Raw genomic sequence first — 19,984 nt, forward strand, 5'->3', positions numbered from 1 at the left:
ATGAACAGCACGCTTATCCAGACAGACCGTTTCGCCCTGAGCGAAACCGAGCGCTCGGCCATCGAGCACGAGCTGCATCACTACGAAGACCCGCGCGCGGCGTCGATCGAAGCCTTGAAAATCGTTCAGAAGGAACGTGGCTGGGTGCCAGATGGCGCGCTCTACGCCATCGGCGAAATTCTCGGCATCCCGGCGAGCGACGTCGAAGGCGTCGCAACCTTCTACAGCCAGATTTTCCGCCAACCAGTGGGCCGCCACATCATTCGCGTCTGCGACAGCATGGTCTGCTACATCGGTGGCCACGAGTCCGTGGTCAGTGAGATCCAGAGCAAGCTGGGCATCGGCCTCGGCCAGACCACCGCCGACGGCCGCTTCACCCTGCTGCCGGTGTGCTGCCTGGGCAACTGCGACAAGGCCCCGGCGCTGATGATCGACGACGACACCTTTGGTGACGTCAAGCCGGATGGCGTCGCCAAACTGCTGGAGGGCTACGTATGACCCTGACTTCCTTCGGGCCCGCCAACCGCATCCAGCGCTCGGCCGAAACCCATCCCCTGACCTGGCGTCTGCGTGACGACGGCGAACCGGTGTGGCTGGACGAGTACCAGGCCAAGAATGGCTACGCCGCTGCGCGCAAGGCGTTCACCCAGATGGCCCAGGACGATATCGTCCAGACCGTGAAGGACTCCGGCCTCAAGGGTCGCGGCGGTGCGGGCTTCCCCACTGGCGTGAAATGGGGCCTGATGCCCAAGGACGAGTCCATCAACATCCGCTATCTGCTGTGCAACGCGGACGAAATGGAGCCCAACACCTGGAAAGACCGGATGCTGATGGAGCAACTGCCCCATCTGCTGATCGAAGGCATGCTCATCAGTGCCCGTGCGCTGAAGACCTACCGTGGCTACATCTTCCTGCGCGGCGAATACACCACCGCTGCCCGGCACCTGAACCGTGCCGTGGAAGAAGCCAAGGCCGCCGGCCTTTTGGGCAAGAACATCCTCGGTTCGGGTTTTGATTTCGAACTGTTCGTGCACACCGGCGCCGGACGTTATATCTGCGGTGAAGAAACCGCACTGATCAACTCCCTGGAAGGCCGTCGCGCCAACCCGCGCTCCAAGCCGCCCTTCCCCGCTGCCGTCGGCGTGTGGGGCAAGCCGACTTGCGTGAACAACGTCGAGACCCTGTGCAACGTGCCGGCGATCATCGCCGACGGTGTTGACTGGTACAAATCCCTGGCCCGCGACGGCAGTGAAGACATGGGCACCAAGCTCATGGGCTTCTCCGGCAAGGTCAAGAATCCAGGCCTGTGGGAGCTGCCTTTCGGCGTCACCGGTCGCGAGCTGTTCGAAGACTATGCCGGCGGCATGCGCGACGGCTACAAGCTCAAGTGCTGGCAGCCTGGCGGCGCCGGTACCGGCTTCCTGTTGCCCGAACACCTCGACGCCCAGATGTACGCCGGCGGCATCGCCAAGGTCGGCACCCGTATGGGGACCGGCCTGGCGATGGCGGTGGACGACAGCATCAGCATGGTCTCGCTGCTGCGCAACATGGAAGAGTTTTTCGCCCGTGAGTCGTGTGGTTTCTGCACCCCTTGCCGCGATGGCCTGCCCTGGAGCGTCAAGCTGCTGCGGGCCCTCGAAAAAGGCGAAGGCCAGGCCGGCGACATCGAGACCCTGCTGGGTCTGGTGGGTTTCCTCGGCCCAGGCAAGACCTTCTGTGCTCACGCACCGGGTGCCGTGGAGCCATTGGGCAGCGCAATCAAATACTTCCGCCCTGAATTCGAGGCCGGCATCGCGCCCACCCGCGCGGGCGACCTCAATCAGGTGGTCACGCCGACCATGGTCGGCGCGTAACAACGCTTAAAAAAGGCGAAGGGTCCGTGCCCTTCGCCTTTCGTCCGATGACGCCTCAGAGGCTGTTTGGATTCGGACGAACCACAAGATTCCATTAGCCACGCCCGCTGACACCGGGCCAACGAAGAACTTTGAACCATGGCCACTATCCACGTAGACGGCAAAGCGCTCGAAGTCGATGGGGCAGACAACCTGTTACAGGCATGTCTGTCGCTAGGCCTCGACATTCCTTATTTCTGCTGGCACCCCGCGCTGGGTAGCGTCGGGGCCTGCCGCCAGTGCGCAGTCAAGCAATACACCGACGAGAACGACACCCGTGGTCGCATCGTCATGTCCTGCATGACCCCTGCCACCGACAACACCTGGATCTCCATCGACGATGAAGAGTCCAAGGCCTTCCGTGCCAGTGTCGTCGAATGGCTGATGACCAACCACCCGCACGACTGCCCGGTCTGCGAGGAAGGCGGTCACTGCCATCTGCAAGACATGACGGTGATGACCGGCCACAACGAGCGCCGTTATCGCTTCAAGAAGCGCACCCACCAGAACCAGCACCTGGGCCCGTTCATTTCCCACGAAATGAACCGCTGCATCGCCTGCTACCGCTGCGTGCGTTTCTACAAGGACTACGCCGGCGGCACCGACCTGGGCGTGTTCGGCGCCCACGACAACGTGTACTTCGGTCGCGTTGAAGACGGCACCCTGGAAAGCGAATTCTCCGGCAACCTCACCGAGGTCTGCCCGACCGGTGTGTTCACCGACAAGACCCACTCCGAGCGCTACAACCGCAAGTGGGACATGCAGTTTGCGCCAAGCATCTGCCATGGCTGCTCCAGCGGTTGCAACATTTCCCCAGGCGAGCGCTACGGTGAACTGCGTCGCATCGAAAACCGCTACAACGGCTCGGTCAACCAGTATTTCCTCTGCGACCGTGGCCGTTTCGGCTATGGCTACGTCAACCGCAAGGATCGCCCTCGCCAGCCGCTGCTGGCCAACGGCACCAAGTTGAGCCTGGACGAAGCCCTGGACAAGGCCGCAGATCTGCTGCGCGGTCGCAACATCGTCGGCATCGGCTCGCCCCGGGCCAGCCTGGAAAGCAACTACGCACTGCGTGAACTGGTGGGCGCCGAGCACTTCTACAGTGGCATCGAAGCCGGTGAGCTGGAACGCATCCGCCTGGTGCTGGACGTGCTCAATAACAGCCCGCTGCCCGTACCGACGATGCGTGACATCGAAGACCACGACGCGGTGTTCGTCCTTGGCGAAGACCTGACCCAGACCGCCGCCCGCATGGCCTTGGCCCTGCGCCAGTCGGTCAAGGGCAAGGCCGAAGACATGGCCGACGCGATGCGGGTCCAGCCGTGGCTCGACGCCGCCGTGAAAAACATCGGTCAACATGAGCTGAACCCGCTGTTCATCGCCAGCCTCGCCGAAACCAAGCTCGACGACGTGGCCGAGGAATGCGTCCACGCCGCTCCGGACGACCTGGCCCGTATCGGCTTTGCCGTGGCTCACGCCCTTGACGCCAGCGCCCCGGCCGTCGACGGCCTGGACAGCGAAGCGGCCGCCCTGGTGCAACGCATCGCCGACGCCCTGCTGGCGGCCAAGCGCCCATTGATCATCGCAGGCACCTCGTTGGGTTCCAAGGCGCTGATCGAAGCCGCCGCCAACATCGCCAAGGCCTTGAAGCTACGCGAGAAGAACGGTTCCATCAGCCTGGTCGTGCCGGAAGCCAACAGCCTTGGCCTGGCCATGCTCGGTGGCGAATCGGTCGATGCCGCGCTGCAAGCGGTGATCGACGGTAGCGCCGACGCCATCGTGGTACTGGAAAACGACCTGTACACCCGCACCGACAAGGCCCGCGTCGACGCGGCCCTGAGCGCGGCGAAAACCGTGATCGTCGCCGACCATCAGAAAACCGCTACCACCGACCGCGCCCACTTGGTGCTGCCAGCGGCGAGCTTCGCCGAAGGCGACGGTACCCTGGTCAGCCAGGAAGGTCGCGCCCAGCGCTTCTTCCAGGTCTTCGACCCGCAATATCTGGACGCCAGCATCCTGGTCCACGAAGGCTGGCGCTGGTTGCACGCCCTGCGCGCCACCCTGCTGAACCAGCCGATCGACTGGACGCAACTGGACCATGTCACCGCTGCCGTGGCCTCGAGCACCGCGCAACTGGCCGGCATCGTCGACGCGGCACCGTCCGCCGCGTTCCGCATCAAGGGCTTGAAGCTGGCCCGTGAACCGCTGCGCTACTCCGGTCGCACCGCGATGCGCGCCAACATCAGCGTTCACGAACCGCGCACCCCGCAAGACCAGGACACCGCGTTCGCCTTCTCCATGGAAGGCTACTCGGGCTCCGCCGAACCGCGCTCGCAAGTGCCGTTCGCCTGGTCGCCGGGCTGGAACTCGCCCCAGGCCTGGAACAAGTTCCAGGACGAAGTCGGTGGTCACCTGCGTGCTGGCGATCCGGGCACCCGTCTGATCGAAAGCCAGGGCGATGGCCTGAGCTGGTTCGCCAGCGTGCCGCGCGCCTTCAACCCGGCGCCGGGCACCTGGCAGGTCGTGCCGTTCCATCACCTGTTCGGCAGCGAAGAGAACTCTTCCAAGGCCGCGCCGGTACAGGAACGCATTCCGGCCGCCTATGTGTCGCTGGCCAAATCCGAAGCCGATCGCCTGGGCGTCAACGACGGTGCCCTGCTGAGCCTGAACGTGGCCGGCCAGACCCTGCGTCTGCCGCTGCGCATCAATGAGCAGTTGGGCGCTGGCCTGGTGGCCCTGCCGGCCGGCCTGGCGGGTATCCCGCCGGCGGTGTTCGGCAAAACCGTCGACGGTCTGCAGGAGGCAGCGCAATGAGTTGGTTCACCCCTGAAGTGATCGACGTGATCCTGACGGTCCTCAAGGCCATCGTGATCCTGCTGGCCGTGGTGGTCACAGGCGCCTTGCTGAGCTTCGTCGAACGGCGCCTGCTGGGCTGGTGGCAGGACCGCTACGGTCCGAACCGCGTGGGCCCGTACGGCATGTTCCAGATCGCCGCCGACATGGTCAAAATGTTCTTCAAGGAAGACTGGACGCCGCCGTTTGCCGACAAGGTGATCTTCACCCTGGCACCGGTCGTGGCCATGAGCGCCTTGCTGATCGCCTTCGCGATCATCCCGATCACCCCGACCTGGGGTGTGGCGGACCTGAACATCGGCCTACTGTTCTTCTTCGCCATGGCCGGCCTTTCGGTGTACGCGGTGCTGTTCGCCGGTTGGTCGAGCAACAACAAGTTCGCCCTGCTGGGCAGCCTGCGGGCCTCGGCCCAGACCGTGTCCTACGAAGTGTTCATGGGCCTGGCCCTGATGGGCGTCGTGATCCAGGCCGGTTCGTTCAACATGCGCGACATCGTCGAGTACCAGGCCCAGAACCTGTGGTTCATCATTCCGCAGTTCTTCGGCTTTTGTACCTTCTTCATCGCTGGCGTGGCCGTGACACACCGTCACCCCTTCGACCAGCCGGAAGCGGAGCAGGAACTGGCCGACGGCTACCACATCGAATATGCCGGCATGAAATGGGGCATGTTCTTCGTCGGTGAGTACATCGGTATCGTCCTGATCTCGGCACTGCTAGTCACGCTGTTCTTCGGCGGCTGGCACGGTCCGTTCGACATCCTGCCGCAACTGTCCTTCGTGTGGTTCGCCCTGAAAACCGCGTTCTTCATCATGCTGTTCGTCCTGCTGCGCGCTTCGATCCCGCGCCCACGCTACGACCAGGTGATGGACTTCAGTTGGAAATTCTGCCTGCCGCTGACCCTGATCAACATGCTGGTGACCGCTGCGATCGTGTTGTTGAACACGCCTGCGGCCGCGGTTCAGTGAGGATTTGACCCATGTTCAAATATATTGGCGACATCGTTAAGGGTACCGGTACCCAACTGCGAAGCCTGGTCATGATCTTCGGCCATGGCTTTCGCAAGCGCGACACCCTGCAATACCCGGAAGAGCCGGTCTACCTGGCGCCACGCTACCGCGGCCGCATCGTCCTGACCCGTGACCCCGACGGCGAAGAGCGCTGCGTGGCCTGCAACCTGTGCGCCGTGGCGTGCCCGGTGGGCTGCATCTCGCTGCAGAAAGCTGAAACCGAAGACGGTCGCTGGTACCCGGACTTCTTCCGCATCAACTTCTCGCGCTGCATTTTCTGCGGCCTCTGCGAGGAAGCCTGCCCGACCACCGCGATCCAGCTCACGCCGGATTTCGAAATGGCGGATTTCAAACGTCAGGACCTGGTGTACGAGAAAGAAGACTTGCTGATTTCCGGTCCCGGTAAAAACCCTGATTACAACTTCTATCGTGTTGCAGGTATGGCCATTGCCGGGAAGCCGAAAGGTGCCGCGCAAAACGAAGCCGAGCCGATCAACGTGAAGAGCTTGCTGCCTTAAGGAAGAAAGATGGAATTCGCTTTCTATTTCGCATCGGGTATTGCTGTGGTCTCCACGCTTCGCGTGGTCACCAACACCAACCCCATCCATGCCCTGCTCTACCTGATCATTTCGCTCATCGCCGTGGCCATGACCTTCTTCGCTCTCGGCGCGCCGTTTGCCGGTGCCCTGGAAGTGATCGCCTACGCTGGCGCCATCATGGTGCTGTTCGTGTTCGTGGTGATGATGCTGAACCTGGGCCCGGCCTCGGTCCAGCAGGAGCGCAACTGGCTCAAGCCCGGCATCTGGGCGGGACCGGTGATTCTCGCCGCCCTGCTGCTGGGTGAACTGCTGTATGTGCTGTTCGCTCACCAGAGCGGCCAGGGCATCGGCCAAACCACCGTAGGCGCCAAGGCCGTGGGCATCAGCCTGTTCGGTCCGTACCTGTTGGTGGTCGAACTCGCCTCGATGCTGCTGCTTGCCGCAGCCGTCACGGCGTTCCATTTGGGCCGTAACGAGGCGAAGGAGTAATCACATGCCTGCTATCCCTCTCGAGCATGGTCTGGCGGTTGCCGGCATCCTGTTCTGCCTCGGTCTGGTCGGCCTGATGGTCCGCCGCAACATTCTGTTCGTGCTGATGAGCCTGGAGGTCATGATGAATGCCTCCGCCCTGGCGTTCATCGTTGCGGGCGCCCGCTGGGCCCAGCCGGATGGACAGATCATGTTCATCCTGGTGATCAGCCTGGCAGCCGCCGAGGCCAGTATCGGCCTGGCGATCCTGTTGCAGCTGTATCGCCGCTTCCACACTCTCGATATCGACGCTGCCAGCGAGATGCGCGGATGAACCTACTCTTTCTGACTTTCGTATTTCCTCTCATCGGTTTCCTGCTGCTGTCGTTCTCCCGTGGACGCTGGTCGGAAAACCTCTCGGCGCTGGTTGGCGTCGGTTCCATCGGTCTGTCCGCCATTGTCGCGGCCTACGTGATCTGGCAATTCAACGTCGCGCCACCTGAAGGCGGCGCGTATGCCCAGGTGCTGTGGCAGTGGATGGCGGTGGAAGGCTTCAAGCCGAGCTTCACCCTGTACCTGGACGGCCTGTCGGTCACCATGCTGGGCGTGGTGGTCGGCGTGGGTTTCCTGATCCACCTGTTCGCTTCCTGGTACATGCGCGGCGAAGCCGGTTACTCGCGTTTCTTCGCCTACACCAACCTGTTCATCGCCAGCATGCTGTTCCTGGTGCTCGGCGATAACCTGTTGTTCGTGTACTTCGGCTGGGAAGGCGTGGGCCTGTGCTCGTACCTGTTGATCGGTTTCTACTACAGCAACCGCAACAACGGTAACGCGGCACTGAAAGCGTTCATCGTGACCCGGATCGGCGACGTGTTCATGGCCATCGGCCTGTTCATCCTGTTCCAGCAACTGGGCACGCTGAACATCCAGGAACTGCTGGTGCGTGCGCCCGAGCACTTCAAGGCCGGTGACTTCTGGATCGTCCTGGCGACCCTGATGCTGCTGGGCGGTGCCGTCGGTAAATCCGCGCAACTGCCGCTGCAGACCTGGTTGGCGGACGCAATGGCCGGTCCTACGCCGGTTTCGGCGCTGATCCACGCGGCCACCATGGTCACCGCGGGCGTCTACCTGATCGCCCGTACCCATGGCCTGTTCGCCCTGGCGCCGGACATCCTGCACCTGGTGGGCATCGTCGGTGGCGTGACCCTGGTACTGGCCGGCTTTGCCGCCCTGGTGCAGACCGACATCAAGCGGATCCTCGCCTACTCGACCATGAGCCAGATCGGCTACATGTTCCTGGCCTTGGGCGTCGGCGCCTGGGAAGGCGCGATCTTCCACCTGATGACCCACGCGTTCTTCAAGGCCCTGCTGTTCCTTGCCTCCGGTGCAGTGATCGTGGCCTGCCACCACGAACAGAACATCTTCAAGATGGGCGGCCTGTGGAAGAAGCTGCCACTGGCCTACGCCAGCTTCATCGTCGGCGGCGCGGCCCTGGCGGCCCTGCCACTGGTGACCGCCGGCTTCTACTCCAAGGACGAAATCCTCTGGGAAGCGTTTGCCAGCGGCAACCAGGGCCTGCTGTACGCCGGCCTGGTGGGTGCCTTCATGACTTCGCTGTACACCTTCCGCCTGATCTTCATCGCGTTCCATGGTGAAGCCAAGACCGAAGCCCACGCCGGCCACGGAATCGCCCATTGGCTGCCACTGTCGGTGCTGATCGTGCTGTCGACTTTCGTCGGCGCAATGATCACCCCACCGCTGCACGGCGTGCTGCCGCAAAGCGTCGGCCATGCCGGCGGCGAAGCCAAGCACAGCCTGGAAATCGCCTCGGGCGCCATCGCCCTGGCCGGTATCCTGCTGTCCGCCCTGCTGTTCCTGGGCAAGCGTCGTTTCGTCACCGCCATCGCCAACAGCGGCCTCGGCCGTGTCCTTTCGGCCTGGTGGTTCGCCGCCTGGGGCTTCGACTGGATCTACGACAAACTGTTCGTCAAGCCATACCTTGCGATCAGCCACATTCTGCGCAAAGACCCGCTCGACCAGACCATTGGCCTGATCCCGCGCATGGCCAAGGGCGGCCACACTGCCCTGAGCCGTACCGAGACCGGTCAATTGCGTTGGTATGCGGCTTCCATGGCGGCTGGCGCCGTGCTGGTTATCGGCGCCATCGTGCTGGTAGCGGTCTGATATGAACCTTGCGAACTTGCGAAAGGAAACGAGCCCGTCATGATTCTGCCCTGGCTAATCCTGATCCCCTTTATCGGCGGCCTGTTGTGCTGGATCGCGGAGCGCTCCAGCTCCACGCTCCCGCGCTGGATTGCGCTGCTGACCATGTCCCTGGAACTCGCACTCGGCCTCTGGCTGTGGGCGACCGGCGACTATTCGTTGGCCCCTGCCCCGGGTGCCAATCCGACCTGGGCGCTTGAATTCAAGCACCTGTGGATCGAGCGCTTCGGCATCAGCGTGCACCTGGCCCTCGACGGCCTATCGCTGCTGATGATCCTGCTGACCGGCCTGCTGGGTATCCTCTCGGTCCTCTGCTCCTGGAAAGAGATCCAGCGCCACGTCGGCTTCTTCCACCTGAACCTGATGTGGATCCTGGGCGGTGTCGTCGGCGTGTTCCTGGCGCTGGACCTGTTCATGTTCTTCTTCTTCTGGGAAATGATGCTGGTGCCGATGTACTTCCTCATCGCGCTCTGGGGTCACAGCTCGGCGGACGGCAAGAAAACCCGGATCTACGCGGCGACCAAGTTCTTCATCTTCACCCAGGCTTCCGGCCTGATCATGCTGGTGGCGATCCTCGGTCTGGTACTGGTCAACTTCAACAACACCGGCGTGATTACCTTCAACTACGCCGACCTGTTGAAAGTGCAGATGTCGCGCACCACCGAGTACGTGCTGATGCTGGGCTTCTTCATCGCCTTCGCGGTGAAGCTGCCGGTCGTGCCGCTGCACTCCTGGCTGCCGGACGCCCACGCCCAGGCACCGACCGCGGGTTCCGTGGACCTGGCCGGTATCCTGCTCAAGACCGCGGCCTATGGCCTGCTGCGCTTCGCCTTGCCGATGTTCCCCAACGCCTCGGCCGAGTTCGCGCCGATCGCCATGACCCTGGGCCTGATCGGGATCTTCTACGGTGCCTTCCTGGCGTTCGCCCAGACCGACATCAAGCGTCTGATCGCCTTCTCCAGCGTCTCGCACATGGGCTTCGTGCTGATCGGCATCTACTCCGGCAGCCAGTTGGCCCTGCAAGGCGCGGTGATCCAGATGCTGGCCCACGGCCTGTCGGCAGCGGCGCTGTTTATCCTCAGTGGCCAGTTGTACGAACGCCTGCACACCCGCGACATGCGTGAGATGGGTGGCGTGTGGTCGCGCATCGCTTACCTGCCGGCCATCAGCCTGTTCTTCGCAGCCGCTTCCCTGGGCTTGCCGGGTACCGGCAACTTCGTCGGCGAGTTCCTGATCCTGATCGGTACCTTCGTCAGTTCGCCATGGATCATCGCTATCGCCACCTCTGGCCTGGTGTTTGGTTCGGTCTACTCGCTGATCATGATCCACCGCGCCTACTTCGGCCCGTCCAAGTCGGACGAAGTGCTGCGTGGCATGGACGGTCGCGAACTGATCATGGTGCTCGGCCTTGCGGTGCTGCTGATTTACCTCGGCGTTTACCCGCAACCGTTCCTCGACACCTCTGCCGCCACGATGCATGGCGTGCAGCAGTGGCTCGGCACCGCCTTCTCTCAACTCGCTTCGGCCCGGTAAGAGCGCTATGGAATTCACGATTCAACACTTTATCGCGCTTGCGCCGCTGTTGATCACCAGCGCCACGATCCTCGTGGTGATGCTGGCGATCGCCTGGCGCCGCAATCACTCCCAGACTTTCCTGCTGTCGGTGGCGGGGTTGAACCTGGCCTTACTGTCAATCCTGCCGGCCCTGAAAGTCGCTCCATTGGCGGTCACCCCGCTGATCCAGATCGACAGTTTCGCCTGCCTGTACATGGCGCTGATCCTCGTCGCCACCCTCGCCTGCGTCACCCTCGCCCATGCCTACCTCGGTGATGGCGGTTCGGGTTACCCGGGCAACCGCGAAGAACTGTACCTGCTGATCCTGATGGCTGCCGCCGGTGGCCTGGTCCTGGTCGGCGCCCAGCACCTGGCGAGCCTGTTCATCGGTCTGGAACTGCTGTCGGTGCCGGTCTATGGCTTGGTGGCCTACGCCTTCTTCAACAAGCGCTCCCTGGAAGCCGGCATCAAATACATGGTGTTGTCGGCGGCCGGTTCCGCGTTCCTGTTGTTCGGTATGGCGTTGCTGTACGCAGAGGCCGGCACCCTGAACTTCGTCGGCATTGGCCAGGCCCTGGCGGCCACTGGCCTGCCTAGCCCGATTGCGCAACTGGGCCTGGGCATGATGCTGATCGGCCTGGCGTTCAAACTGTCGCTGGTGCCCTTCCACCTCTGGACCCCGGACGTCTACGAAGGCGCCCCGGCGCCGGTGGCGGCATTCCTCGCCACCGCGTCGAAAGTGGCAGTGTTCGCGGTGATGGTGCGACTGTTCCAGATCTCGCCAGTGGCCAGCAGCGGTGTGTTGAGCAACGTACTGACCCTCATCGCCATTGCGTCGATCCTGTTCGGTAACCTGCTGGCACTGACCCAGAGCAACCTCAAGCGTCTGTTGGGTTATTCGTCCATCGCCCACTTCGGTTACCTGCTGATTGCCCTGATCGCCAGCAAAGGCCTGGCCGTGGAAGCCATCGGCGTGTACCTGGTCACCTACGTGATCACCAGCCTCGGCGCCTTCGGCGTGATCACCCTGATGTCCTCGCCGTACAACGGCCGCGACGCCGATGCCCTGTATGAGTACCGTGGTCTGTTCTGGCGCCGTCCGTACCTGACTGCTGTGCTGACCGTGATGATGCTGTCCCTGGCCGGCATCCCGCTGACCGCCGGCTTCATCGGTAAGTTCTACATCATCGCCACCGGCGTCGAGGCCCACCAATGGTGGCTGGTCGGCTCCCTGGTGCTGGGCAGTGCCATCGGCGTGTTCTACTACCTGCGTGTCATGGTCACCCTGTACCTGATGGAACCGAACCTGCGTCGTCACGATGCCGAGCTGCACTGGGAACAAAAGGCAGGCGGCGTGATGCTGCTGGCCATCGCCGTACTGGCGTTCTTCCTCGGTGTGTATCCGCAGCCGTTGCTGACCCTGGTCCAACAGGCTGGCCTGACGGGCTGATTGCCCAAACGGTGTAGTTGAAAAACCCGTATCGCGAGATGCGGGTTTTTTTATGGCTGGATGTTTGGTCGTTCGCACATGAATTGCTGAGGGGCGAGAGTCCACTTGCTCCGGGTGGCGATCCGATGGAGGCTGCGGGTCAATTACATCCACTTGGTTGACACTCCGTCTTCGCGAGCAAGCCCGCTCCCACATAGGGGTCGGTGTATTCTTTCGAGAGCTGTTTGGGAGATCCGAGGAGAATGAGTTGAACGTCGATGTGGAATGCGTAGTGGTCGGCGCGGGCGTTGTCGGCCTTGCCGTGGCGCGGGAAATGGCCCTCGCCGGTCATGAAGTGCTGCTGATCGAAGCCGGCGCGGCCATTGGCACAGGGATCAGTTCACGTAACTCCGAGGTGATCCACGCGGGCATCTACTACCCACCGGGCAGCCTCAAGGCGCAGTTGTGCGTCGAGGGGCGGCGTAGGCTGTACGCTTATTGTGAAATCCACGGCGTAGAGACCCGCCGCCTCGGCAAGTTGATCGTCGCCCGGGATCAGGCACAAGTGGCAGGCCTGAAGGCATTGCTTGAACGCGGCTTGGCCAATGGAGTGGACGACCTGCGCCTGCTCGACCAGAAACAGGCGCAGGCTCTGGAACCGGCGCTGGCCTGCGTCGCCGCCGTGTATTCGCCCTCCACCGGGATCGTGGACTCTCATGCCCTGATGCTGGCCTTGCAGGGCGATGCCGAAGCGGCCGGAGCGAATGTCGCGTTCCACGCACCGTTGTTGCGGGCCAGCATCCACGTCGGGTACTTCATGCTGGAAGTGGGTGGCGCGGCACCGATGAGCTTGACCTGCCACCAACTGATCAACGCGACAGGCCTCCAGGCCCCGGCCCTTGCCCGCTGCATGGAAGGGTTGCCACCCTCATCGGTGCCCGATGACTATTTATGCAAGGGTAATTACTTCAGCCTTGCCGGACGCGCGCCCTTCCGGCACTTGATTTACCCTGCCCCGGAAGCCGCCGGCCTGGGCATTCACATGACGCTGGACCTGGCGGGCCAGGCTCGCTTCGGCCCTGACGTGGAATGGGTCGAGCGGGAGGATTACCGGGTTGATCCGGCCCGGGCCGAGTCTTTTTACCCGGCGATCCGCGACTACTGGCCCGGCCTGCCGGACCAGTGCCTGCAACCGGCCTATAGTGGAATCCGTCCGAAAATATCCGGCCCCGGCGATCCCGCCCGCGACTTCCTCATCAGCGCAGAAACCGAGCACCGGGTGCCCGGTCTGATCAACCTGTTCGGCATCGAATCGCCGGGGCTGACGTCTTGCCTGGCGATGGCTGGACGGGTGCGGCAATTACTCGACAACTGACACGGGGTCTTCACGAGCCTGCACACACCCTGAATCCTCTGTGGGAGCGGGCTTGCTCGCGAATGCAGACGGACATCCAACATCTTCGTCGACTGACACACCGCTTTCGCGAGCAAGCCCGCTCCCACAAAGGGGGTTGGTCGGGGCAGCGCAAAGTGCAAGGCGCTTTACCCCCTCTTCATGCAGGCTGCACGATGATGAAAATGGCATAGCTTTCAACTCATTGTTTTAAAAGGATTTAATAGCTCCGCCTGGCTGGCACGACCGATGCAATCCTTGGTTAACGCGACGTCGGCGCTTGAAGCCGGCTCGTAACCGTGAATTGCCGAGGAGCTGTATATGAACGCCATCGATCTGTTGAAAGCCGACCACGAACGCGTCAAGGGCATCCTTGCCCAGTTGAGCGAATCCACTGAACGCGGCATCAAGAAACGCACTGACCTGTTGGCGAAACTGGAAATGGAAGTGTCCATCCATACCCGTCTGGAGGAAGAAATCCTCTATCCGGCCTTCAAGCAGGTGGGTGGCAAGGATGAGGCCGAGATGTACTACGAGGCCAAGGAAGAGCATCGCACCGTCGATTCGCTGGTGCTGCCGGACCTGAAGGCCACCGACCCTTCCCAACCGGAATTCGCAGGTCGGGTGAAAGTGGTCAAGGAACTGCTTGAACACCATATCGAAGAAGAAGAAAAAGAAATGTTCCCTCAAGCGAAAAAACTGTTGGGCAAAGCCAGGCTGGACGCCTTGGGTGAACAGATGGAAACCATGAAAGCGCAGTACAAGAAAGAACTGAGCAGCGCAAACCTCGCTGCCTGATCGAGTACTGAGAATGCTTCAGCCGTCATTTGGACGGCTGAATGCGTTCCGGCTTGCTACTGCTGCATGTGTTCGCGCAGGAACTCAATCAACGCCTGCACAGGACGCGAACTTTGCCGATGCTGCGGATAAACCGCCGAGAGTGTCAGCGGCGCAGTTTCGAAGCCCTCGAGTACCTGGACCAATCGTCCCTCCTTCAATGCATCCCCCAGGATAAACGTCGGCAGGTAGGTAATGCCCATGCCGGCGATGGCCGCATCCCGGAGCAGTTCACCGTTGTTGGCACGCATACGGCCGCCGACTTCCAGCACCAGCGGCTTGCCCCCTCCTGCGAATCGCCACTGCACCTGACGGCCGTGACCGTAAGGCAGGCAATCGTGCCCGCCCAGGTCTTCGGGCCGTGTGGGGTGGCCGTGTTGGGCGAGGTACGCCGGGCTGGCGCAGAATATCCGCTCGATACTGGCAATGCGTCGGGCGATCAGCGTTGAGTCCTCCAGCACGCCGATTCGCAGCGCGAGGTCATAACCCTCGCCCAGCAAATCCACGGAGCGGTCGCTCAAGTCGACCTCCACGCTGACGTCCCGGTAGCGTTGCAGAAACAACGGCAACAGGCTCCCCAGGTGCGCCACGGCGAATGACAGTGGTGCGCTGAGGCGAAGGGTGCCACGGGGTTCGCTGGTCTGGCCGCTGATGCCCTGCTCCACTTGCTCGATCTCACTGAGCAGGCGCAATGCCGCTTCGTAATAGCGCTGGCCGAGGGGCGTCACGTCCAGTCGCCGCGTCGAGCGATTGAGCAGGCGTACACCGAGTCGTTGCTCCAACTCCATGAGCTTGCGGCTGACGAACTGCTTGGACAGCCCCAACTTGTCCGCTGCGGCCGTGAAACTGCCCGATTCCATGACCTGGGCAAAAATGCGCATTTCTTCGAAGGGATTCATTGGAGATCCGCGGGTGGACAGTCAGGAATTCTATAAATAGATTCAGGTTTTTCGCCAGGCAAAAAGATGCCCGCACAAAAGGCGGGCATCCATTCAGCCAGGCAGCACAGCTTACTTGGCAGTCAGTGCCGCATAGCTGTTCATCAGGTTGCGGTAGTTCGGAATGCGCTGGGACAGCAGGTTGCCCAGGCCTTCGATGTCGTTGCGCCAGTCGCGGTGCAGCTCACAGGCCACCGAGAACCAGTTCATCATCTGCGCGCCGGCAGCGGTCATCCGTACCCAGGCGGCTTGCTGCACGGTTTCGTTGAAGGTGCCCGAGGCATCGGTGACAACGAACACATCGAAACCTTCGGCCAGGGCCGACAGGGTCGGGAATGCCACGCAGACGTCTGTCACCACGCCAGCAATGATCAGTTGCTTGCGACCGGTAGCCTTGATCGCCTTGACGAAGTCTTCGTTGTCCCAGGCATTGATCTGGCCTGGACGCGGGATATACGGCGCGTCCGGGAACATTTCCTTGAGTTCCGGCACGATCGGGCCGTTGGGGCCTTGTTCGAAGCTGGTGGTCAGGATGGTCGGCAGTTCGAAGAACTTCGCCAGGTCGGCCAGGGCCAGCACGTTGTTCTTGAACTCGTTGGGCGAGAAGTCCTGGACCAGGGAAATCAGGCCAGTCTGGTGATCGACCAGCAGGACGACTGCATCATCTTTGTTCAGGCGGTTGTAGACAGGGGCGTTGCTCATGGGATGACTCCTCAGTGTGGACGTTGTAAAACTTTGTGGGAGCGAGCCTGCTCGCGATGGCGGCGTGTCAGGCGACGGCGAAGCTGAATGTTCAGCCGCTTTCGCGAGCAAGCCCGCTCCCACAGGGGGAAATGTGTGTGTTAGTTAAAAGGCAAAGCAGGAACAGCCAAACGCGCCCCAGAAGCCCTGGAAATCACTGACCGGGACATTCGACAGCCGCGCTCGCTCATGGCTGTGGGAGTGCACGGCGCAAGGGCCGCTGCACTGGTGAACCTGGGCCTGCAGCGGTGAGGTCGGGCGCCAGTGCCCCGGGACCTTGACCACCGGCGACCAGTCCGGCAACACGGGAACGCTGGCCGGGCCGAGTTTTTCGAAGTCGCCGGCGGCGTACACCACTTTGCCGTCGACCACCGTCAGCACGGACTCGATCCACTTGATGGCTTCTTCCTCGACGCTGAAGAAGTCCGCGCTCAGGGCGGCCAGGTCCGCCAGTTGGCCGACCTTGATCTGGCCCTTCTTGCCCTGCTCGGAGGAGAACCAGGCGCTGCCATGGGTGAACAGTTCCAGCGCGGTCAGGCGCGGCAGGCCTTCTTCGTACAGCGACAGGCCGCCGACGGTGCGTCCGCTGACCATCCAGTACAGCGAGGTCCACGGGTTGTAGCTCGACACGCGGGTGGCGTCGGTGCCGGCGCCCACCGGCACGCCCTCGGCCAGCATGCGCTTGATCGGCGGCGTGGCTTCGGCAGCCTTGGCGCCGTAGCGGTCGACGAAATACTCGCCCTGGAACGCCATGCGGTCCTGGATTGCGATGCCGCCGCCCAGGGCCCGGACTCGCTCGATGTTCTTGGGCGTGATGGTCTCGGCGTGATCGAAGAACCAGGGCAGGCCGTTGAACGGAATGTCCCGGTTGACCTTCTCGAACACATCGAGCATGCGGCTGATGGATTCGTCATAGGTGGCATGCAGGCGGAACGGCCAGCGTTGCTCCACCAGATGGCGCACCACCGGCTCCAGGTCCTGTTCCATGCCGGGCGGCAGGTCCGGACGTGGTTCGAGGAAGTCCTCGAAATCCGCCGCCGAAAACACCAGCATTTCACCGGCGCCGTTGTGCCGCAGGAAGTCATCGCCCTGGTGCAGCTTGACGCTGCCGGTCCAGTTCTTGAAGTCGGTGAGTTCTTCCTTGGGCTTCTGGGTGAACAGGTTGTAGGCGATGCGCACCGTCAGTTGCTGTTCACGGGCCAACTGCTCGATGACCGCGTAATCGTCCGGATAATTCTGGAAACCACCGCCGGCGTCGATGGCGCTGGTCAGGCCCAGGCGATTGAGTTCACGCATGAATTGGCGTGTGGAATTGACCTGGTACTCCAGTGGCAGCTTCGGCCCCTTGGCGAGGGTCGAATACAGGATCATCGCGTTGGGCCGCGCCACCAGCATGCCGGTCGGCTCGCCGTTGCTGTCGCGCACGATTTCGCCGCCCGGCGGGTTCGGGGTGTCGCGGGTATATCCGGCCACCCGCAGCGCGGCGCGATTGAGCAAGGCGCGGTCATACAAGTGCAGCACGAACACCGGGGTATCGGGGGCAGCCTGGTTGAGTTCTTCCAGGGTCGGCATGCGTTTTTCGGCAAACTGGAATTCGTTCCAGCCGCCCACCACCCGCACCCATTGCGGCGTCGGGGTGCGGTCGGCCTGGTCCTTGAGCATGCGCAAGGCATCGGCCAGGGACGGCACGCCTTCCCAGCGCAGTTCCAGGTTGTAGTTCAAACCACCACGGATCAGATGCAGGTGCGAGTCATTGAGGCCAGGGATGACCGTGCGGCCCTTGAGATCGATGACCTGGGTGCCGCTGCCACGCAACGCCATGGCCTCGGCATCGGTGCCCACGGCGACGAATTTGCCCTGGCTGATGGCAACGGCGCTGGCGCGAGGTTTCTCGCGGTCGACCGTATGGAATTGGCCATTGAACAGAATCAGATCGGCATTCATCGGATTTCCTTTTGAATGAGAAGAAGCAAGGGACAGGCGCGGCCAGAAAGCCGCCGCGGCACTGAGCAAGGACCCGGCGGCCAGTAACTGGCGGCGCAGCGGATCGGTCGGATCATCGTTATTGGCCATGGCCGGGCTCCAGGTGTTCATGGGCCTTCGACGCTTCCAGCCACGGCGCGAACAAACGGGTCGCCAGCGGCATGCACACGTAACAGACCGAGAGCACGATGGTCAGGGTGATCAGGAACGTGGCGACCACGTAGTTGGAGAGAAACGCATTGAGTTGCAGGACCGGCCCCCAGATCAGCGGCACCAGCAAGGTGTGGGGCAAGATCACCAGCAGCGTCACCACGGCCTGCTTCCAGCGCGGCGGTGGCGTGGAGGCATCGGCCAGCGGGGCGAACCAGAACTCCTTGTGGGCCCCGACTTCAGTCTGGTCACCGTCGGCCAGCAACGGCGCGGCTTCGTCGATCAGTTCACGGCGCACAGGCGAATCCAGCCAGCGTTGCATGGCCTCGGTGGAACGGAATCGCAGCACACAGGTGAACAGTGACAGCCCGCCCTGCTTGCCCCGGACCACATCCACGCCCAGATGTCCCGGCCAGCCACCCGCCACGGTCACGGTGCGACGCAACCAGGCCTCGTAGGCCGCGTCCTGACCGGCCTTGACCCGGTGCTTGACCACCAGGGTGACGACTTCATCGGCACCGGGTCTGGCGGTGGTTTCGAGGGTTTGAGATTCAGACATGGCGAAGCACTCCAGCAAAACGCGTGTTGATCGCCAGGCGCCCAGGCCCGGCAATGAATACGCTGGTAAACAGAATCAACAGCAGCCAGCCGAACTGCCCTTCTTCCAGGCTCCACTGTGGGTGAACCACCAGCAGCGCAACGGCCAGCAGGAACAGGATGGGCAGACAGGCCAGGCGCACCAGGACGCCGGCCATGATCAGCAACGGACAGAGCACCTCGGCGAAAATCGCCAGCACCAAGGTCGGTGCGGCGCCGAGGTGAAACGGGTCTTCGATACGGGTCAGCTCGACGCTGTAGTTCAACAGCTTCGGCAGCCCATGGACCCAGAGCAGGAACAGCGCGCCGCTCAAGCGCAGGAACAGCAAGCCCAGGTCCTGCAACGGACGTTCATCGGTGAGGTTCATCGGTGGTCTCCGACCGACTGCGCCGAAGCGGCCGCCGGCAACGGTTGGGACATATGTGTGGCGATGCGCGAGCGCAGCCAGCGCTCGGCGGGGTCGTTGTCGTGGACACCGCTCCAGACCATCGACAACTCGGCCGGGTTGATCTCGAACGGCGGGTCTTCTGCACGTAACCCGCAACCTTCCACCAGCGCACAGGCTGCGTAATCGGGCACGGTGGCGATCAGTTCAGTGCCGGCGAGCAATGCGCGCAACCCGCTGAACTGCGGCACCGCCAGCACCACTTTGCGGGTCCGGCCGATGCGAGCCAGATCCAGGTCGATGTTGCCGCTCAGATCACCCGAGAACGACACCATGGCATGGGGCCGCGAACAGTATTCGTCCAGGGTCAGCGGGCCCGGACGCTTGTCGCCACGCAACACCTTGCAGGGGATATCCCGTAGTTTCTTGCGCTTGGCATTGGCCGGCAGATCGGTGGTATAGCTGACCCCGACACTGATTTCGCCACTGGCCAGCAGCGACGACATCAGCAGGAAATTGGCCCGGCGCACCACCACGATGATGCCCGGCGCTTCTTCCCGCAGTTGGCTCAGCAGCGGCGGAAACAGGCCGAACTCGGCGTCGTCCGACAAGCCGATGCGAAACACGTCGCAACTGGTGGACGGATCGAACGCCTTGGCCCGGCTGACCGCGCCGGAAATAGTGTCCATGGCCGGTTGCAGCTCTTTGAGGATGGCCATCGCCCGCGGGGTCGGCTCCATGCCGCGCCCGTGGCGGATCAACAGCGGATCGTCGAACAGATCCCGCAACCGTCCCAGCGCCGCGCTCACCGCTGGCTGGCCCATGAACAGCTTTTCAGCGACGCGGGTCAGGTTCTTCTCGAACATCAACGCCTCGAAGATCACCAGCAGGTTCATGTCGAGGCGGCGTAAATCATTGCGGTTCATCGGCTAAGGTCCTGTTGAATACCGATCCCTGTGGGGGCGAGCTTGCTCCCACAGGGTTTGTAGCTTGA

Annotated in this window: 18 protein-coding genes; 12 read left to right on the top strand and 6 right to left on the bottom strand. The window is 62.6% G+C overall.

What is annotated here, in order from left to right; genetic code table 11:
- From nuoE to AD666_RS23990, 12 genes are all read left to right on the top strand, one after another.
- Positions 1 to 498 (top strand): NADH-quinone oxidoreductase subunit NuoE, encoded by a 498-nt coding sequence (nuoE, locus tag AD666_RS23935; RefSeq protein WP_053157826.1) that lies wholly within the window; start codon positions 1 to 3, stop codon positions 496 to 498.
- Positions 495 to 1,853, top strand: coding sequence for an NADH-quinone oxidoreductase subunit NuoF (gene nuoF, locus AD666_RS23940; RefSeq protein WP_053157829.1), 1,359 nt, complete (start codon positions 495 to 497; stop codon positions 1,851 to 1,853). Before nuoE ends, nuoF begins: the two co-directional genes overlap by 4 nt.
- 138 nt (positions 1,854 to 1,991) lie before the next feature.
- Positions 1,992 to 4,706, top strand: coding sequence for an NADH-quinone oxidoreductase subunit NuoG (gene nuoG / locus AD666_RS23945; protein WP_053157832.1), 2,715 nt, complete (start codon positions 1,992 to 1,994; stop codon positions 4,704 to 4,706).
- Positions 4,703 to 5,710 (top strand): NADH-quinone oxidoreductase subunit NuoH, encoded by a 1,008-nt coding sequence (gene nuoH / locus AD666_RS23950; RefSeq protein ID WP_053157834.1) that lies wholly within the window; start codon positions 4,703 to 4,705, stop codon positions 5,708 to 5,710. The genes nuoG and nuoH overlap by 4 nt, the downstream gene beginning before the upstream one ends.
- A gap of 11 nt (positions 5,711 to 5,721) precedes the next feature.
- Positions 5,722 to 6,270 (top strand): NADH-quinone oxidoreductase subunit NuoI, encoded by a 549-nt coding sequence (gene nuoI, locus AD666_RS23955; protein ID WP_024779320.1) that lies wholly within the window; start codon positions 5,722 to 5,724, stop codon positions 6,268 to 6,270.
- A gap of 9 nt (positions 6,271 to 6,279) precedes the next feature.
- The gene (nuoJ, locus tag AD666_RS23960; RefSeq protein ID WP_053157837.1) at positions 6,280 to 6,780 is read left to right on the top strand and encodes an NADH-quinone oxidoreductase subunit J; all 501 of its coding nucleotides are present in this window, start codon (positions 6,280 to 6,282) and stop codon (positions 6,778 to 6,780) included.
- Between the two features lie 4 nt (positions 6,781 to 6,784).
- On the top strand, positions 6,785 to 7,093 hold the full coding sequence (gene nuoK, locus AD666_RS23965; protein WP_003180046.1) for an NADH-quinone oxidoreductase subunit NuoK: 309 nt from the start codon (positions 6,785 to 6,787) through the stop codon (positions 7,091 to 7,093).
- Positions 7,090 to 8,943: an NADH-quinone oxidoreductase subunit L gene (nuoL, locus tag AD666_RS23970; RefSeq protein WP_053157840.1), complete on the top strand. Its 1,854-nt coding sequence runs from the start codon at positions 7,090 to 7,092 to the stop codon at positions 8,941 to 8,943. The genes nuoK and nuoL overlap by 4 nt, the downstream gene beginning before the upstream one ends.
- 39 nt (positions 8,944 to 8,982) lie before the next feature.
- Positions 8,983 to 10,515: an NADH-quinone oxidoreductase subunit M gene (gene nuoM, locus AD666_RS23975; RefSeq protein ID WP_053157843.1), complete on the top strand. Its 1,533-nt coding sequence runs from the start codon at positions 8,983 to 8,985 to the stop codon at positions 10,513 to 10,515.
- A gap of 7 nt (positions 10,516 to 10,522) precedes the next feature.
- Positions 10,523 to 11,986: an NADH-quinone oxidoreductase subunit NuoN gene (gene nuoN / locus AD666_RS23980; RefSeq protein ID WP_053157846.1), complete on the top strand. Its 1,464-nt coding sequence runs from the start codon at positions 10,523 to 10,525 to the stop codon at positions 11,984 to 11,986.
- Between the two features lie 247 nt (positions 11,987 to 12,233).
- The gene (locus AD666_RS23985; RefSeq protein ID WP_053157849.1) at positions 12,234 to 13,340 is read left to right on the top strand and encodes an NAD(P)/FAD-dependent oxidoreductase; all 1,107 of its coding nucleotides are present in this window, start codon (positions 12,234 to 12,236) and stop codon (positions 13,338 to 13,340) included.
- Between the two features lie 339 nt (positions 13,341 to 13,679).
- Positions 13,680 to 14,156 (top strand): hemerythrin domain-containing protein, encoded by a 477-nt coding sequence (locus AD666_RS23990; protein WP_053157852.1) that lies wholly within the window; start codon positions 13,680 to 13,682, stop codon positions 14,154 to 14,156.
- 56 nt (positions 14,157 to 14,212) lie between these two features.
- Here AD666_RS23990 and AD666_RS23995 read toward each other — a convergent pair whose 3' ends face one another.
- The 6 genes from AD666_RS23995 to AD666_RS24020 form a co-directional block, all read right to left on the bottom strand.
- Complete coding sequence (locus tag AD666_RS23995) at positions 14,213 to 15,094, bottom strand: LysR family transcriptional regulator (RefSeq protein WP_053157855.1); 882 nt, start codon at positions 15,092 to 15,094, stop codon at positions 14,213 to 14,215.
- Positions 15,095 to 15,205: 111 nt separating this feature from the next.
- A complete protein-coding gene (gene ycaC / locus AD666_RS24000) occupies positions 15,206 to 15,835 on the bottom strand; it encodes an isochorismate family cysteine hydrolase YcaC (RefSeq protein WP_053157858.1) in 630 nt (209 codons plus the stop codon).
- A 144-nt stretch (positions 15,836 to 15,979) separates the two neighbouring features.
- Positions 15,980 to 17,818: an amidohydrolase gene (locus AD666_RS24005; protein ID WP_053158860.1), complete on the bottom strand. Its 1,839-nt coding sequence runs from the start codon at positions 17,816 to 17,818 to the stop codon at positions 15,980 to 15,982.
- Between the two features lie 118 nt (positions 17,819 to 17,936).
- A complete protein-coding gene (locus AD666_RS24010; RefSeq protein ID WP_053157861.1) occupies positions 17,937 to 18,566 on the bottom strand; it encodes an antibiotic biosynthesis monooxygenase in 630 nt (209 codons plus the stop codon).
- Entirely contained in the window at positions 18,559 to 18,972 is a 414-nt protein-coding gene (locus tag AD666_RS24015) for a DoxX family protein (protein ID WP_053157864.1), read from the bottom strand. The genes AD666_RS24010 and AD666_RS24015 overlap by 8 nt, the downstream gene beginning before the upstream one ends.
- The gene (locus AD666_RS24020) at positions 18,969 to 19,916 is read right to left on the bottom strand and encodes a LysR family transcriptional regulator (RefSeq protein ID WP_053157867.1); all 948 of its coding nucleotides are present in this window, start codon (positions 19,914 to 19,916) and stop codon (positions 18,969 to 18,971) included. Before AD666_RS24020 ends, AD666_RS24015 begins: the two co-directional genes overlap by 4 nt.
- Positions 19,917 to 19,984 lie beyond the last annotated feature (68 nt).

Origin of the sequence: Pseudomonas sp. Pf153 (genome assembly GCF_001269775.1) — a bacterium.
Taxonomy (GTDB): domain Bacteria; phylum Pseudomonadota; class Gammaproteobacteria; order Pseudomonadales; family Pseudomonadaceae; genus Aquipseudomonas; species Aquipseudomonas uvaldensis.